This window comes from Paraglaciecola chathamensis S18K6 (assembly GCA_000314955.1).
GTDB classification, from domain to species: domain Bacteria; phylum Pseudomonadota; class Gammaproteobacteria; order Enterobacterales; family Alteromonadaceae; genus Paraglaciecola; species Paraglaciecola chathamensis.
Window position 1 is genome coordinate 182,894 of the sequence record BAEM01000043.1, and the last position, 14,671, is coordinate 197,564.

The 14,671-nt window shown below is 43.4% G+C and carries 18 protein-coding genes; 5 read left to right on the forward strand and 13 right to left on the reverse strand.

The window, feature by feature from the left end; all coding sequences use genetic code 11:
- Positions 1-368: 368 nt before the first annotated feature.
- From fabV to GCHA_RS16915, 4 genes are all read right to left on the reverse strand, one after another.
- The gene (gene fabV / locus GCHA_RS16900; protein ID WP_007990395.1) at positions 369-1,550 is read right to left on the reverse strand and encodes an enoyl-ACP reductase FabV; all 1,182 of its coding nucleotides are present in this window, start codon (positions 1,548-1,550) and stop codon (positions 369-371) included.
- A 96-nt stretch (positions 1,551-1,646) separates the two neighbouring features.
- Positions 1,647-1,817 carry a YqaE/Pmp3 family membrane protein gene (locus GCHA_RS22695; protein ID WP_007990397.1) on the reverse strand — a complete coding sequence of 57 codons (171 nt, stop codon included), beginning with the start codon at positions 1,815-1,817 and terminating at the stop codon, positions 1,647-1,649.
- Positions 1,818-1,914: 97 nt separating this feature from the next.
- A complete protein-coding gene (bolA, locus tag GCHA_RS16910; protein ID WP_007990399.1) occupies positions 1,915-2,229 on the reverse strand; it encodes a transcriptional regulator BolA in 315 nt (104 codons plus the stop codon).
- 45 nt (positions 2,230-2,274) lie between these two features.
- Entirely contained in the window at positions 2,275-2,934 is a 660-nt protein-coding gene (locus GCHA_RS16915; protein WP_007990401.1) for an alpha-ketoglutarate-dependent dioxygenase AlkB family protein, read from the reverse strand.
- Between GCHA_RS16915 and GCHA_RS16920 the strand changes: the two genes are divergently transcribed.
- Together GCHA_RS16920 and GCHA_RS16925 are read left to right on the forward strand one after the other, a co-directional pair.
- Positions 2,933-4,084 carry a methyltransferase gene (locus tag GCHA_RS16920; RefSeq protein WP_007990403.1) on the forward strand — a complete coding sequence of 384 codons (1,152 nt, stop codon included), beginning with the start codon at positions 2,933-2,935 and terminating at the stop codon, positions 4,082-4,084. The genes GCHA_RS16915 and GCHA_RS16920 overlap by 2 nt on opposite strands.
- Before the next feature lie 13 nt (positions 4,085-4,097).
- A complete protein-coding gene (locus GCHA_RS16925; protein ID WP_007990405.1) occupies positions 4,098-4,694 on the forward strand; it encodes a peptidylprolyl isomerase in 597 nt (198 codons plus the stop codon).
- Between the two features lie 4 nt (positions 4,695-4,698).
- Here the strand turns inward: GCHA_RS16925 and GCHA_RS16930 are convergent, their stop codons facing one another.
- The 5 genes from GCHA_RS16930 to efp form a co-directional block, all read right to left on the reverse strand.
- Entirely contained in the window at positions 4,699-5,235 is a 537-nt protein-coding gene (locus tag GCHA_RS16930) for a GNAT family N-acetyltransferase (RefSeq protein WP_007990407.1), read from the reverse strand.
- 8 nt (positions 5,236-5,243) lie between these two features.
- Positions 5,244-5,690 (reverse strand): hypothetical protein, encoded by a 447-nt coding sequence (locus GCHA_RS16935; RefSeq protein WP_007990409.1) that lies wholly within the window; start codon positions 5,688-5,690, stop codon positions 5,244-5,246.
- 65 nt (positions 5,691-5,755) lie between these two features.
- Complete coding sequence (locus GCHA_RS16940) at positions 5,756-6,904, reverse strand: GGDEF domain-containing protein (protein WP_007990411.1); 1,149 nt, start codon at positions 6,902-6,904, stop codon at positions 5,756-5,758.
- Between the two features lie 84 nt (positions 6,905-6,988).
- The gene (gene epmA / locus GCHA_RS16945) at positions 6,989-7,972 is read right to left on the reverse strand and encodes an elongation factor P--(R)-beta-lysine ligase (protein ID WP_007990413.1); all 984 of its coding nucleotides are present in this window, start codon (positions 7,970-7,972) and stop codon (positions 6,989-6,991) included.
- A 69-nt stretch (positions 7,973-8,041) separates the two neighbouring features.
- Complete coding sequence (efp, locus tag GCHA_RS16950; RefSeq protein WP_007990415.1) at positions 8,042-8,611, reverse strand: elongation factor P; 570 nt, start codon at positions 8,609-8,611, stop codon at positions 8,042-8,044.
- A gap of 37 nt (positions 8,612-8,648) precedes the next feature.
- Between efp and epmB the strand changes: the two genes are divergently transcribed.
- The gene (gene epmB, locus GCHA_RS16955) at positions 8,649-9,674 is read left to right on the forward strand and encodes an EF-P beta-lysylation protein EpmB (RefSeq protein ID WP_007990418.1); all 1,026 of its coding nucleotides are present in this window, start codon (positions 8,649-8,651) and stop codon (positions 9,672-9,674) included.
- On the opposite strand, the gene GCHA_RS16960 is transcribed toward epmB, so the two are convergent.
- Positions 9,675-9,863, reverse strand: a complete 189-nt coding sequence (locus tag GCHA_RS16960; protein WP_007990420.1) for a hypothetical protein — start codon at positions 9,861-9,863, stop codon at positions 9,675-9,677.
- A gap of 115 nt (positions 9,864-9,978) precedes the next feature.
- Between GCHA_RS16960 and GCHA_RS16965 the strand changes: the two genes are divergently transcribed.
- Positions 9,979-10,290 carry a hypothetical protein gene (locus GCHA_RS16965; protein ID WP_007990422.1) on the forward strand — a complete coding sequence of 104 codons (312 nt, stop codon included), beginning with the start codon at positions 9,979-9,981 and terminating at the stop codon, positions 10,288-10,290.
- Positions 10,291-10,412: 122 nt separating this feature from the next.
- Complete coding sequence (locus tag GCHA_RS16970; RefSeq protein ID WP_007990424.1) at positions 10,413-10,742, forward strand: DMT family transporter; 330 nt, start codon at positions 10,413-10,415, stop codon at positions 10,740-10,742.
- A 16-nt stretch (positions 10,743-10,758) separates the two neighbouring features.
- On the opposite strand, the gene GCHA_RS16975 is transcribed toward GCHA_RS16970, so the two are convergent.
- The 3 genes from GCHA_RS16975 to GCHA_RS16985 all read right to left on the reverse strand — a co-directional run bounded on the left by GCHA_RS16975 (position 10,759) and on the right by GCHA_RS16985 (position 14,664).
- Positions 10,759-12,063, reverse strand: a complete 1,305-nt coding sequence (locus tag GCHA_RS16975; RefSeq protein ID WP_007990426.1) for a YfiM family lipoprotein — start codon at positions 12,061-12,063, stop codon at positions 10,759-10,761.
- A gap of 33 nt (positions 12,064-12,096) precedes the next feature.
- Positions 12,097-13,986, reverse strand: coding sequence for a DNA topoisomerase IV subunit B (parE, locus tag GCHA_RS16980; protein WP_007990429.1), 1,890 nt, complete (start codon positions 13,984-13,986; stop codon positions 12,097-12,099).
- A gap of 84 nt (positions 13,987-14,070) precedes the next feature.
- Complete coding sequence (locus tag GCHA_RS16985; protein ID WP_007990432.1) at positions 14,071-14,664, reverse strand: YqiA/YcfP family alpha/beta fold hydrolase; 594 nt, start codon at positions 14,662-14,664, stop codon at positions 14,071-14,073.
- Between the last annotated feature and the right edge of the window lie 7 nt (positions 14,665-14,671).

Genomic DNA, 14,671 nt, shown 5'->3' on the forward strand with positions numbered 1-14,671 from the left:
GATGTTATTTTGTAAATGTAATCGCCTAATTAACCACATGATAATTTCACTCAAGTATTTTAATTAGCCGCTATATGTTTTGTATTTTATTTTGAAGAAATTAATTGGATATGAAGTTTCCAGTTAATCTAACTCCGGAATTTTAACATTATCCTAGCCGGTTCTGCCATGCCAAATGTGCTTAAGCACAATTTTTTTAGCGTATTTTATCGTCATTATCCGCTTCTTATCCACACACAGGCAAATTGCAACATACTGTTTACATTCCCTGCCGCAGTACATGCGAATAGCTCTTATTTGCATCTCAAAGCTGAACATAAAAAAACCGCCAGTCTCGGGCGGTTTTCTATTACATGCTTAACGACACGTTATTTCCATTCTGCTAATGGGTTCTGCTCTGCTTCGTAATCAACACCTTCAACATCAAAACCGAAAAGCTTTAAAAATTCATGGTGATAGCCAGCATAATCGCTTAACTCGTGAAAGTTTTCTTGTGTCACTTGGTCCCACAATGCTTTGATCTTCGCTTGTGTCGCTTCATTCGTTTCTTTGCCGTCCATGCGCAAGCGGCCTTGTTCATCTAACTCTGGTGATTCAGCAAACAAACGCTCAGAGAACAATCCTTTAATTTGTTCAATACAGCCTTCGTGCGTACCTTCTTCTTTCATCACTTTATAAATTAGCGAGATGTACAAAGGCATAACCGGAATCGCTGAACTGGCTTGAGTCACAAGTGCTTTTAATGAAGATACATAGGCTTCAACGTTTTTAGCTTTGTTTTTGCTGACAATCGCAGCTGCCGCGCGATCTAAATCTTCTTTCGCTTTGCCAATTGTGGCCTGACCATAAATAGGCCAAGTTAACTCTTTACCTATATAAGTATAAGCAGTGGTTTTACAGCCATCAGCGAGTAAGTCAGCGTCAGCCAAAGCTTCAAGCCATAATTCCCAATCTTCACCGCCCATCACTTTGATGGTTTGAGCAATCTCATCTTCATTGGCTGGCTCAAGTGCAATTTCGTGAATACGATCTTTATCAGTGTCGTATGTCTTGGTGGTGTACGCTTGCCCTACCGGTTTAAGGGTAGACTTAAACACTTCACCTGTTTCAGGATCAGTGCGTCTGGGTGATGCCAAGCTATAAATAACTAAGTCAACTTGACCCATTTCGCGTTTAATCGTTTCTAGCGCTTGGGCTTTTATCTCATTTGAAAAGGCATCACCGTTAATTGTTTCGGCAAATAAACCTTTAGCCTTCGCTTCTTTATGAAAAGCGGCTGTGTTGTACCAGCCAGCCGTTGCTGTTTTACGTTCAGTCGGTGCTTTTTCGAAGCAAACACCTAAAGTTTTCGCGCCATAACCGAAGGCTGACACGATACGAGAAGCCAATCCGTAACCGGTTGACGAACCGATAACGAGAACATTTTTAGGTCCGCTTCCAAGATCACCCTGAGAGGAAACATATTCAATTTGTTGAGCAACACTGGCTGCACAACCATCTGGGTGAGCATTTGTACAAATAAAGCCACGGATCTTGGGCTTAATAACCATATTCATTTTTCCTATAAAAAGAGCAGTGCACATTGTAAATGCCCAGAATAATTAAACAACTCTGAGCAGATCAAGCGCAATGATATTATTGGCTGGTTATTTATTTTTTAACACCAGCCAAACGGCATGAATAACCCCCGGCAGCACACCGAACAGGGTCAATAAAATATTTAAGAAAAAGTGAGCGCTCAAACCGACCTGAAGTAATGCCCCTAACGGCGGTAAGAAAATAGCCAAGATTAAATTAAGTGGGTTGACCTTTTGCATAATAAAGAACCTTATAGATTGTTGTTTTAGTGGAATATTACGCAATAACCATACATCAAGATTAAAAATTCGTCATTTTTCCGCTGCTTAACCGCTGCTATTTCCCAGAGCCGCCCATACAATTTGGTGAATCAGGGGCTTGTTGTTGCAAAGTATGCCACTCTTGTTCTGTGTAGGTATGAATAGCCAAAGCATGAATATCATTGGCAAGCTCGTCCGCCAAAACTTGGTTCACTGCACGATGTCGCCCAATTAAGCGTTTCCCAGCGAACTTATCACTAACAATAACGACTTTAAAATGGCTTTCTGACCCATCAGGAACATTATGCATGAAGCTTTCATTTACGACTTCTAAATGAATAGGCGTAAACCCTGTTGATAATTTGTTTTCAATTGTCTGTTGTACTGTCATTTTTTGTCCTGTGTTTGAGTATTTCTATGATATCAGTAAACCTTACTAGGCTCGTAAACTTGGCGTAATCAAACGAAAGGTTAAGTTAATCCTCGGTGCCAACGCTTTGGTGGTTTTTGCCACGCTATGCAACCAGTGTGTTTGCGAGCTACCTGCCATAACGAGCAAACTTCCGTGCTCTAATGGCAACCTATGTCTTTGGCCACTGGTGCGGTGCTTTAAATCAAAGTTACGCATCTGGCCTAAACTTAGGGACGCAATAACTGGACGCTCGCCTAGTTCAGGCTCATCATCACTGTGCCATGCCATACTGTCTCTGCCATCACGATAACAGTTTGCTAAAACAGAGTTAAACTGGGTATCACATGCTTTTTCACATTTTACTTTTAGTTCATATAGCGCTTCAGTCCATGGAATCGGCGGTAAATTAAGCCCTGAGTACTGGTATAACGCATCTTCATCACCATACCAAGCTTGCAAGCGCGGGATTTTAACCTGTTTACCGTACATTTTGATATCATCTTGTCGCCACGCCAAAGAGGCTAAAAGTTGTTGATAATACGCATCTGCTTCTTGATTAGACAAAAAATGTTGAAAGTGCCGAAAATCACCGTCAGGCAAAGGTAAAATCTGAACTTCGCTGGCAGAAGATGATGAGAATAAACTAGCTTGTTGCAAACCAACCTCGATATATAAGAATGACATGAAAACAGAACTTACGCTTTTAGACCGCAGCTATGAATTATTGCGATACCCTGCACAGAACCAACACGTTAGTTGGCAAGCGTGGGACGCTGCAGACGAATATCTAATACAATACGTTGAGCAGAATATCACGGATCTCAATGGGCTTAATGTTCATATTTACAATGACGACTTTGGCGTATTAGGTGTTTGGTTTGCAAACCATTCACCAATCTGGGTCAGCGATTCATTCGTTGCTCATAAAGCTTTAGCGCTAAACCTTGAGCGCAATCATCTTGACGCAGACAGCGTCAGTGCACATCACAGTTTGTATCAGGCGCAAAAAACTGCCGATGTGGTACTCATCAAAATACCAAAAACATTAGCTTTATTAGAACAGCAGCTTATTGACTTACAGCTTTGTATTTCACCTAAAACAAAGATAATCGCAGCGGGGAAAGTCAATGCTATTCAAAAATCGACCCTTGCTCTGTTTGAAAAACACCTAGGCATAACCACCACCTCTTTGGCCAAGAAAAAGTCGCGTTTGATATTTTGCCAATACGAGGGGACGAAAAAAAGCATAAGTCCCTACCCTACAAAATGGAAAACCGATACTACCCAATTTACTATGAATAACCTCGCTAACGTTTTTTCACGTCAACAGTTAGACATCGGCGCTAGAGTACTGCTTGCGCATCTGCCCGATGCCAAGCATAAACGTATCATCGATTTAGGCTGTGGCAACGGCGTTTTAGGTTTACATGTATTGCATCAATCTCCTGATGCTCACGTGATCTTCGTCGACGAGTCTTTTATGGCGATAGCGTCAGCAAAAATGAACATCGAGCAAAACATGCCGGATAAGCTCAAGCAATGCGAGTTCATCGTCAGTAATTGTTTGGATGAGTATTTACGCACGCCGGCAAATGACGCCTCAGTGGATATTGTTTTATGCAACCCGCCATTTCATCAGCAAAATACCATCACCGATCATATTGCGCTGCAAATGTTCAAAGACAGTAAGCGTATTCTCAAGCATGGCGGAGAACTGCGCGTCGTGGGTAATCGCCATCTAGACTACCCGCAAACGATTAAACGTCTTTTCGGTCATTATAAGGTACTTGCAAGTGACCGAAAATTCAGTATTTTGTCAGCAACTAAAAAGTAATTAGGAGGCCAGTATGTTGCGCGCCCTGTGTATTAGTATTTTTCTTATCTGTTTGCCAGCCGTTGCTAAGCAAAAGGACGACGGCAGTCAAATTCAAGCTGATAATTTTTATCCAAGAGTAAAAATTGAAACCTCTATGGGTGACATCACGGTCGAACTCGACCGCTCAAGAGCCCCGATAGCAGTGAATAACTTTTTACGTTACGTGGACAAACGCAGTTACGAAGACACCATTTTTCATCGCATCGTAGCTAACTTTGTCGTACAAGGCGGTGGGTACGACGTTGATTTCAACGAGAAACCTTCTTTTCCCGATATCATTAATGAATCGGGTAACGGGTTGAAAAATGAGATGTACACCATTGCCATGGCCCGTCAGAAAGATCCTCACTCTTCAAATCGTCAGTTTTTCTTCAATATGAACGATAACGTTAGCCTCGACCCGGGCCGAGATTGGGGATACACGGTTTTTGGTTATGTCGTAGAAGGCACAGATGCCCTAGATGCCATATCTTTGGTGGAAACAGATTACGATACTACTTGGGGCTGGGCTGATGTGCCGGTTGAACCAGTCATCATCAAGCGGGTGACAGTGCTACCACCCGTTTAATGTTTTAAAGTATTTTCAGAAATAAATTGCTCGGCTCATCGTGGCCGGGCAATGCGGTTTTGTCTTGTAAAGTGAAACCAAGCTTAGATAACAGCCCCATAGATGCTTCATTATTCAAGGCGGTTATTGCTGCCACTTTAGTGAGCCCGAGTGTCTCTTTAGCATGTTTTAGCGTTGCTGTGGCGGCTTCGAAAGCAATACCTCTTCCATGATAACGCTGGGCAAAAGCAAAACCGATGTCGGGCCATTGCAATGATTCTCGCTGCAATAAGCCACACAAACCTAGAGGCACACCATCTTGTATACGTTCCACTAAGCTCAAACAAAAGCCTTGTTGCGCAAACATGGCCAAAGGCCCAGTGTGGATATACGCCAGAGCATCTTCTAATGTGTGTACATTTTTGTCACCTATGTACTTAAGCCAATCAGGCTCGTTCAGCAACGCTAAAATAAATTCAGCGTCACTGTCGTTAAGTAAACGAAAGTTTAAACGAGGCGTTGCATTGGGTAAAAGTCGTGCTTGGGAGGAAATTTCACGCATCTTGTTGTCTAACCGCTAAGTGTGAAACAAGCAATCAATATTACCAATAGCAGCAAGATGTAATGCAACGCCACTGTAGGGCGAAGCGCTGATTTGGCGTACTCAATCAGTAACCCCACTACACTTGGTCTTTGTGCCAACCAATTACGATTAAATTGCATCGCTGTGTCGCTTTGCTCAGTTCCACTTGGCTGAGACAACAAAGTTTCAACGACTAACAAACGCGCTTCTATGCGCCCTTGAAAGGTCTTCCACATTGCTTCTTGTAACCAAAGCAGCAAAACAACAGCAATGCTAAGAAGATGGGCGTCGCTAAAACAGAAAATGGATACTACAAGTGCAATACAGACCAACTTGATGATGGCTGCAAACGTCTCATAATGATCATATTGATTTTGAAGAACACTCCATTCTTGTCTAAGAGCAGAATCGACATGGCAACATACGGCTTGCATGATATTATCTTAAGCAATAAATATTCACGCTATGGTATGCATATATCGCGACTGAAGCAAACGCCCTATTCAAGCGATTCGGTCTCGGCCTCAGTTTCAAAATCGCAACCAAAAAATGCCACCTGATTTTTACCGCGCTTTTTCGACATATACATCATTTGATCCGCCTGTTGCATAAAATCACCCAAAGGCTGGCCGACATATTGGGCATAGCCAATACTCACTGTTACCTTTGTGTTAGCACGACTGAAACTACAATGCTCAATAGACTCACAAATTCGATTCGCAATCTCTTTTGATTGCTCGGCGCAGGCCTCTACTAGCAAAATAACAAACTCATCCCCACCATAACGGCATACAACATCGTCTGCGCGCATCTGCTGAGTGATCAAATTAGCTATTTCAACCAGCACTTCATCTCCGACTAAATGACCATCATTGTCATTAATCTGTTTAAAGTCATCTACATCGACTATCAGTAGACTCAATGGATGTTGGTAGCGAAGACTTCGAGCCGTTTCTATTTCAAGTTTGTTAGTAAAATAGCGCCGGTTATATAATTTTGTTAGCGGGTCTTGTACGGCTAGTTCTTCAAGTAGTTGGTTTTTATCATGTAGCTCTTGCAGAACAGTAAATTGCCCCACTCGGTTTTTTTCCGCCAGTCGCGCGATAAAAAAAGCAATAAGCATAGTCGTGAAGCAGGTAAGAATAGGTGATGACGCCTGCCCACTCGGCAACATATAAAGTAAACCAGCACTGACGGCCAACCAACAGCATAATAATAAGCCAAAAAGAAACAACAAATGCCCTTGTACCAACATCGCAATGACCATCATCCCCATGATAAAAGGTACAGGTCCGTGGCCTTGCATACTGGTGTAAATAGACAATACCGTCGCCATAAATGCTAAAAAGGCGGGGTACATCAACTCAAGCAGTGACACTCTCCAAGACGCTGAGTTACTGACTCTGGCCGAGGGCAGCAGCAACAAGTTAAGTAACGCGTACAATACATTGCTTAAATAGACGGCGAGATAGGGCAGCATTTCGGGGCTAAATGCCCCTGTGCCCAATCGTAGATGGTGTATTAGATGTACACCGAAGCCTATCAAAGCCACAATGGAAAAATACCAAACCAAGGTTAAATTACTTTTAATCGATGCATTCTTATAGGCAAAAGCTTGGTTCGTGGCGGGCTTGGGTACTATCTGCATATGAATTCTGTTATATGTCTTTACGGCTTCCTTCAAATAACTATAGTCGACATACACAGTTTACGAACCCGTTATGGCATATATTTACGCATTACGATGATTAAATGCTAGCACCTGTGAAATATTGGGCTTATCTAGCGCTAACATCACCAATCTATCAATGCCCACAGCCACGCCTGCACAATCTGGTAAACCAACTTCTAACGCAGATAAAAACAACTCATCAATAGCAACACTAGGCAAGTCATTGTTCTTTCGTAGGCTATTATCAGCATTAAATCGCTGCCGCTGCTCTTCAACATGTGCGAGTTCATGAAAGCCATTGGCTAACTCTATTCCTTTAAAATAAAGTTCAAAACGTTCAGCAACGCGTTCATCTTCCTTACTGATCCTAGCCAAAGCAGCCTGACTCGCAGGAAATCCATCGATAAAACACGGTCTTTCGTTCGCTATCTTCGGTTCAATTTCATGGCTAAATAACAATTGCAGAATGGTATCTCTGTCTAGTTCATGCTGACAAATATGCTCATAACCTAATTCACTTCCTTTTTGCTGTAAGGCGCTAAGTGAAGCGGTTAACGGATCAATCGATAAATACAATATAAATGCGGCTTGATAGCTCATACGCTGCGCTTTTTCACAGCCCACAACTTGCTGCATCAAATCGTCAAGCTCATCCATTAATTGGCTGTGGTTAAAATCAGGACGATACCACTCAAGCATGGTAAATTCTGGGTTATGGTGCTTCCCCGCCTCTTCATTACGAAACGCCTTAGCAATTTGATAAATCGGGCCGCTTCCTGCACACAATAGGCGCTTCATGGCATATTCAGGAGAAGTTTGCAGATACATTGTCCGCGCATGAGGGGAAGTGGGATCGTTAAATTCGGTTTCAAAAACGCGCATATGAAAGTCGCTTACTGACGCATTACTTAACTGGGGAGTTTCTACTTCCATCACATTACGCTGGGCAAAAAACTGACGAATGTCAGCAATGATGTTCGCTCTTTGCTTCAGTGTGGCAATGTCAGCCGTAGGCTGCCAATCATTGCTAGGCTCATAAGGCATAATAGTTCCTTGAATAGCGGGCATAAAAAAGCTCACATAAATGTGAGCTTTTAATTCAATATTAGTAACTTATTTCTGTGCGCGTGACGCGTATTCGCCGCTGCGGGTATCCACTTTTACTACTTCGCCAGTTTGCACAAACAAAGGTACACGAACCACTGCACCTGTGCTTAATGTTGCGGGTTTGCCGCCTGTGCCAGCCGTATCACCTTTTAAACCTGGGTCTGTTTCAGTGATTGCTAACTCAACAAAGTTAGGAGGAGTGACCGCTATCGGTGTACCATTCCACAAGGTAATGGTGCAACTGTCATTTTCAACCAACCATTTAACAGCGTCGCCAACCGCTTTATCGTCTGCTGCGATTTGCTCAAACGACTCATTATTCATAAAATGCCAGAATTCACCGTCGGTATACAAATATGACAGCTCCATATCCATGACATCTGCACCTTCAAAAGACTCACCTGATTTAAAGGTTTTCTCAATGGTTTTGCCTGAAACAAGCTTCTTTAGCTTAACTCGGTTAAAGGCCTGGCCCTTACCAGGTTTGACGTATTCGTTCTCAAGAATGTTGCAAGGTTCTCCGTCGAGCATAATTTTAACGCCGCCTTTGAACTCATTAGTGCTGATATTAGCCATGTTTCCTCGTAATCAATTAACTGTGTAGAGTATCTAGTTGACACAAATAATACCTAAAAAACTCATTGCTGTAGAGAATAACTGGCAAAAAGTGCTTTCAAGTGCCTTTACTGATCCGCTTGCTTTATTAAAGTACCTCGCGTTAGATCCAGCTAAGTTTACCGATGATATCGCTGCACGCCGCTTATTTCCTATGCGTGTACCGACTCCGTTCGCCAAGCGAATGGAAAAAGGTAACCCTGATGATCCCCTTTTTCGCCAAGTTTTTCCAAGCAAAAAAGAATTCAACTCTGACCCCAATTACCTGCTTGATCCGCTTCAAGAGCAATCAAATAGCAACCCAGGGGTATTACATAAATACCAAAGCCGAGTTTTATTGCTGGTTCGTGGCGGCTGTGCGGTGAACTGCCGCTACTGTTTTCGACGTCACTTTCCTTACTCAGATAACCATTTAAATAAACAAGAATGGCAAGAAACGCTCGACTACATTCGCCAAGACAGCAAGATCAATGAGGTGATTTATTCTGGTGGTGACCCGCTTATGGCCAAAGATGATTTTTTAGCTTGGTTAACGGATGAAATCGCTCAAATCGATCATATAAAACGCATTCGTATTCATACTCGCTTGCCGGTGGTGATCCCTTCAAGAATAACGCCAGAGCTGATCAAATGGTTTACCCAGACGCGCCTCAAACCCATTATGGTGCTGCATATCAACCATCCACAAGAAATTGATCAGTCTTTACGTGATACATTGCAAAAACTCACCCAAGCAGGTGTCACCTTACTGAACCAAGGTGTGCTGCTGAAAGACATCAATGACAGTGCAGATGTACAAGTCGCCCTGAGTGAAAGCTTATTTGACGCTGGCGTGTTGCCCTATTACCTGCATGTGATGGACAAAGTACAAGGGGCGCAGCATTTTGATCATGAAGACAAAATTGCGAAAGAGATCATGGCACAAATGATAAAGCGCCTACCGGGATTTCTGGTACCTAAACTCGTACGAGAGATAGGCGGCCAACCCGGTAAAACGCCAATTGATTTAAATCTTCATCCTTAATTAGGCAAATGTGTTGATCACTGAACCTAAATTTGGATTTGCTGAAGATGATGGTACGTCAGCTGCTGATTCCAGCAGCTGAAGCGTCGCTTGTCCATCTCGTTCCTGTTGGGATTTAGCCATCTGTAACGATTTGATTTCTAGCGTCGCACCGGATGTTCCAGAGGCTGCGCCTCCTTGAATTTCCATACCAGAACCCCTATTGCTTGTAGCAAAGTTGAAAAGCAGGCAAAATCGCCAACTCTTCGCTGTTATCGGCCACTTAGCCCAAAACTTTAACCCATCTACTGATTAAGTCTTATTCATGCAAACTATTATTGAAAAATTAACTGAAAATGCCCAACTAATTTATCGCAAGTCAATTGATGCAGACGCAACGATTGCTAAGTTACAAAGCTCTGGCAAGGGAAAGTTTCAAGCGATATTTCCTGAAGATGCAGGGTTCACTGCCAGCGGCCGCTTTTTTAAACCCTATGTCGAAGAGTTAGCCATGGATATTGCCAGCCTAAGTCAACTCGATAGTGACGAACAAAAGCAGGCCCTGCCTAAAGTCGTTAAAAAAATTGAATTGCTGCTAACCACACTGAATCAATTTCAGGTAAGCGTAAAAGACTAATTTTAGCGCAATCGGTAACAGGCATTTATTTATGGCATAGGTGTTACCGATGGCATAGGTGTTACCGATGACATATGCATTAGCGATGACATAGAAATTAGCGATAATTTAAGGACAGTAAAATGGGATATTGGTATTTGTCTGTTGCTATCGTGGCAGAAGTGATTGGTACAATGGCCCTAAAGGCCTCGAATGGTTTTTCCCACCTAGTGTCTAGTACAATTTGCGTTGTGAGCTATGCAACAACGTTTTACTTTCTTTCTTTGGTGTTAAAAACCGTCCCCGTAGGGGTCGCCTACGCAATTTGGGCGGGTATGGGGATTGTCTTGATCGCGGTTATCAGTGCCGTGATCTATAAAGAGCTACCTGACCTGCCTGCCGTGCTCGGTATGGGCTTAATCCTAAGTGGCGTGCTTGTGATCAATATATTTTCGAAAACCTCTGGCCATTAAAAGCTCTGGATCTAGGTTACTCAGAGCCTTTTAATTGGCTCATAGGCAGTGATGCAATGCGCTGATCAATTTGGTTAAGTAATTCTTTGTATTGTGGGCTATCAACCTGCTTAAACTGCTGGGTAAAACTGGCTTTATTTAAGTTTTCAGGAAGCCCTTGTGTCTCCGGGAAAAATGTTCTTTCACTCACACTCTTAGCCAGTAATTTTTGCAATAAGAAAGCTGTTTTATCGTCAGTGGCGACAAGCGCAAATTTCACACCTGCGTGGTCGGCGGCCAAGTCCACAAAACTGTAACCGCTGCCACCCGCACCTCGGTCCATTAACTCTTTAAATTCACCAATTGCTGCAGTTAAGCCCTGCTCAGACAATACTTTTATAGCGGCTGAGAATATAAAGTGCTGGCTTAAATCCCCTCTGTTCATCAAAGTCGGTAATTTTAAAGGCGCAGCGATACGCTTAGGCACAGGTTGTACATCGCCGACGAAATTCGCAAAACGATGATGCCCAGCATAGGTGGCGAGTGCCATTATGGCCGCTTCATTTTCTTCATCTGCACTATCTTCAGTGGAGCGACTCAATGCTTCGGCAAATAACGGCTGAATATAGCGCCCTAAAGATTGGGCAGTCGGGCGTCGCCCTACTTCTAAGTTGGCTAAAAAGCGTAAATAATGTGCCGTAGCAATACTTAACGCACTTTCTTCACCAATGTCTCGCTTAAGCTCTTTTAAGTTGCGCAAAAATGCATCCAATGGGCGCATAGCAATAATCATACTGCCTTGAAACATTCGAATACTATCAATCTGTTGCACAAACTGGCTGGCAATGTCGCTATCTGTCCACCAATCAGCTAACCACACTAAGGTAGCCAATGTTTTCTTACCTGGCAAAACGATACTACCAAGACGCACTTCATCTAGCTGCAAGCCTTCACCAGGCAAAACCAAGGCACTGAAGTTTACGTAGCGCCCTAGCGGATTTGGGGGGAGTTGGTAACTGGCAGAAATGCTACTAGCAACAGGCGTAATATTAACCTGGCCATGAAATTGCGCTTTCGCGCGCTGCAAAAAGCCTACTAGGCTATTTAGCTGGTTTTCAGTTAGGGGTATTTGCTGATCTAAGGTGCGGTCTTGCACACTTTGTTTAATTTGCGCAATGAGCTCTTGTACTGATTCAGCGTCATTTACTTGGGTGGCGCTGGTTGCAACAACCAAAGGCTGCTCCTCAACGCTGGCTATAAACAATGCTGCAATAAAGCCAACAAGTAACACGACCACTATCAATAAAAATTTAAAAAAACGCAGCAAATTAGGTCCTTGCATAATTAAAGAGTAAACCTAGCGACCAACAGATAATTAAACGTCTGCCATATTGCCTTTACTTTCTAGCCAAGACTTACGATCCCCAGCACGCTTTTTAGCGAGCAACATATCCATGGTTTCTAACATTTCGCTTGGCTCTTCTATCGTCAACTGCACCAAACGTCGGGTGTTGGGATCCATAGTGGTTTCACGCAATTGTAATGGGTTCATTTCCCCAAGACCTTTAAAGCGCTGCACATTCACCTTACCGCGCTTCTTCTCAGCTGCGATGCGATCAAGAATACCTTGTTTTTCACCCTCATCTAGGGCGTAAAAGACTTCTTTTCCTACGTCTATTCTGAACAAAGGTGGCATGGCAACATAAGCATGTCCATTCTCCACTAAGGCTCTGAAATGCCTAACGAATAAGGCACACAATAACGTCGCGATGTGCAACCCATCGGAGTCAGCATCGGCAAGAATACACACTTTGTTGTAGCGCAAGCCGCTTAAGTCTTCAGAATCTGGGTCAATCCCTAGTGCTACGGAAATATCATGTATTTCTTGTGAGGCAAGCACCTGAGAAGAGTCGACTTCCCAGCTGTTCAAGATTTTACCTCTTAGTGGCATGATAGCTTGAAACTCTCGGTCTCTAGCTTGCTTAGCCGAGCCCCCCGCAGAGTCTCCTTCCACCAAAAACAGTTCCGAGCGACCAGTGTCTTGGGTTGAACAATCGGTTAATTTGCCAGGTAAGGCCGGGCCTTGAGTGACTTTCTTACGCGCCACTTTCTTACTTTGGCGTAAACGACTCTGTGCATTACTAATACACATTTCAGCCAACTGCTCTGCGACACCAGTATGCTGATTTAACCACAAACTGAAGGCATCTTTGACGATCCCTGATACAAAAGCAGCGGCTTGACGTGACGACAGGCGCTCTTTAATTTGCCCAGCAAATTGCGGGTCTTGCATTTTAGTGGACAGCACATAACTACAGCGATCCCAGATATCTTCTGGGGTTAACTTGATGCCTCTTGGCAGCAAGTTACGGAATTCACAAAACTCACGCATGGCTTCAAGCAAACCTTGGCGTAAGCCGTTTACGTGAGTACCACCTTGCGCCGTAGGGATAAGGTTGACGTAACTTTCGGTGATCATCTCACCGCCCTCGGGCAACCAAATAACCGCCCAATCAACCGCTTCTGTGTTGCCACTGACCGCGCCAACAAAAGGGGTATCAGCAGGCAGCGTGATACTCTCACCGGTCGATTGATATAAGTAGTCTTTTAAGCCGTCTTCAAAGTACCATTCGTGGGTTTCTTTACTGACTTTGTCATCAAAACGGATACGCAGCCCGGGGCACAATACGGCTTTTGCCCGCAGCACATGAAGTAACTTGGTGACAGAAAACTTAGCCGAATCAAAATATTGTTCATCAGGCCAGAAATGCACACGGGTACCGCTGTTTCGTTTGCCACAGGTGTCGACTACTTTTAAATCTTCAACTTTTTCGCCATTCTCAAAGGCGATTTGATACACGCTACCTTCACGGCGGATACTCACCTCAACCCGCTTTGATAAGGCATTTACCACGGATATTCCCACCCCGTGTAAACCACCGGAAAACTGGTAATTTTTATTAGAAAATTTACCACCAGCGTGTAACTTGGTCATGATCAATTCAACGCCAGAGATACCTTCCTCTGCGTGAATATCCACTGGCATGCCTCGGCCATCATCAGTGACTTCCAAGGACTGGTCAGGATGCAATACCACCTTAATTGAACTGGCAAAGCCTCCAAGGGCTTCATCGACACTGTTATCAATGACTTCTTGACTAAGGTGGTTCGGTCGCGTGGTGTCGGTATACATACCTGGGCGACGCTTGACCGGGTCAAGGCCATTTAAAACTTCAATTGCATCTGCGTTATATTGATTAGACATAGTTCTTATTTTTGTTGTGGCCGTTGATAAAAATGATTAGGCAATAGGTAAGAGCCAATATGCTCATGTTATACCAATCTACAATTAGTCGTGCAGCAGAAACTGAAAAATATCTTTCAAAAAGCGTTCGTACCCTTGAAAGCTATGATCTCCGCCTTCCTCGATGGTCAGCTTCGCTCCCATGTATTTTTTCTCTGCTTGTCGATAGTCTAAGGTTTCATCAGCAGTTTGCAATAATACCCAGTAGTTTTGCGGGCTTGCCAGAGATTTAGTATCAAAGCTGGTTAAATCACGTGTATGCGATTCATCTAAGCTGAATTTTTGCTTTGTGTAGGGGTTAACATGCTCCCCTAAATAATCAGCTAATAAATTGTAGGGTTGCACCGCTGGGTTAATTAATACTGCTTTGCCCCCGTAACGTTCAAGCAAGTAGCTTGAAAAGTAGCCCCCCATTGAACTACCAATAAAACCAAAATCGGCATTCGGGTGTTGAGCAATTAGCTCATCTAAGGCTTTAGCGGCTGGCTTAGGGTGATTATCCAATTGGGGAATATAAAAGGTTAAATCTGGATAGTACTCGTCCACGAAGGCTTTGGTCTGTTGGGCTTTAACCGATTGAGGTGAGCTCAAAAAGCCGTGTAAATAAATAACTACTTGTTCACGTTTACTAACTGTCATGAATATT

Coding starts and splice junctions, on each gene's coding strand:
- GCHA_RS16915 (WP_007990401.1), bottom strand. CDS start 2,934: ATGTCATTCTTATATATCGAGGTTGGTTTGCAACAAGCTAGTTTATTC.
- GCHA_RS16920 (WP_007990403.1), top strand. CDS start 2,933: ATGAAAACAGAACTTACGCTTTTAGACCGCAGCTATGAATTATTGCGA.
- parE (WP_007990429.1), bottom strand. CDS start 13,986: ATGTCTAATCAATATAACGCAGATGCAATTGAAGTTTTAAATGGCCTT.
- GCHA_RS16960 (WP_007990420.1), bottom strand. CDS start 9,863: ATGGAAATTCAAGGAGGCGCAGCCTCTGGAACATCCGGTGCGACGCTA.
- GCHA_RS16930 (WP_007990407.1), bottom strand. CDS start 5,235: ATGCGTGAAATTTCCTCCCAAGCACGACTTTTACCCAATGCAACGCCT.
- GCHA_RS16965 (WP_007990422.1), top strand. CDS start 9,979: ATGCAAACTATTATTGAAAAATTAACTGAAAATGCCCAACTAATTTAT.
- bolA (WP_007990399.1), bottom strand. CDS start 2,229: ATGACAGTACAACAGACAATTGAAAACAAATTATCAACAGGGTTTACG.
- GCHA_RS16975 (WP_007990426.1), bottom strand. CDS start 12,063: ATGCAAGGACCTAATTTGCTGCGTTTTTTTAAATTTTTATTGATAGTG.
- epmA (WP_007990413.1), bottom strand. CDS start 7,972: ATGCCTTATGAGCCTAGCAATGATTGGCAGCCTACGGCTGACATTGCC.
- GCHA_RS22695 (WP_007990397.1), bottom strand. CDS start 1,817: ATGCAAAAGGTCAACCCACTTAATTTAATCTTGGCTATTTTCTTACCG.
- GCHA_RS16940 (WP_007990411.1), bottom strand. CDS start 6,904: ATGCAGATAGTACCCAAGCCCGCCACGAACCAAGCTTTTGCCTATAAG.
- GCHA_RS16970 (WP_007990424.1), top strand. CDS start 10,413: ATGGGATATTGGTATTTGTCTGTTGCTATCGTGGCAGAAGTGATTGGT.
- fabV (WP_007990395.1), bottom strand. CDS start 1,550: ATGGTTATTAAGCCCAAGATCCGTGGCTTTATTTGTACAAATGCTCAC.
- efp (WP_007990415.1), bottom strand. CDS start 8,611: ATGGCTAATATCAGCACTAATGAGTTCAAAGGCGGCGTTAAAATTATG.
- GCHA_RS16925 (WP_007990405.1), top strand. CDS start 4,098: ATGTTGCGCGCCCTGTGTATTAGTATTTTTCTTATCTGTTTGCCAGCC.
- GCHA_RS16935 (WP_007990409.1), bottom strand. CDS start 5,690: ATGCAAGCCGTATGTTGCCATGTCGATTCTGCTCTTAGACAAGAATGG.
- GCHA_RS16985 (WP_007990432.1), bottom strand. CDS start 14,664: ATGACAGTTAGTAAACGTGAACAAGTAGTTATTTATTTACACGGCTTT.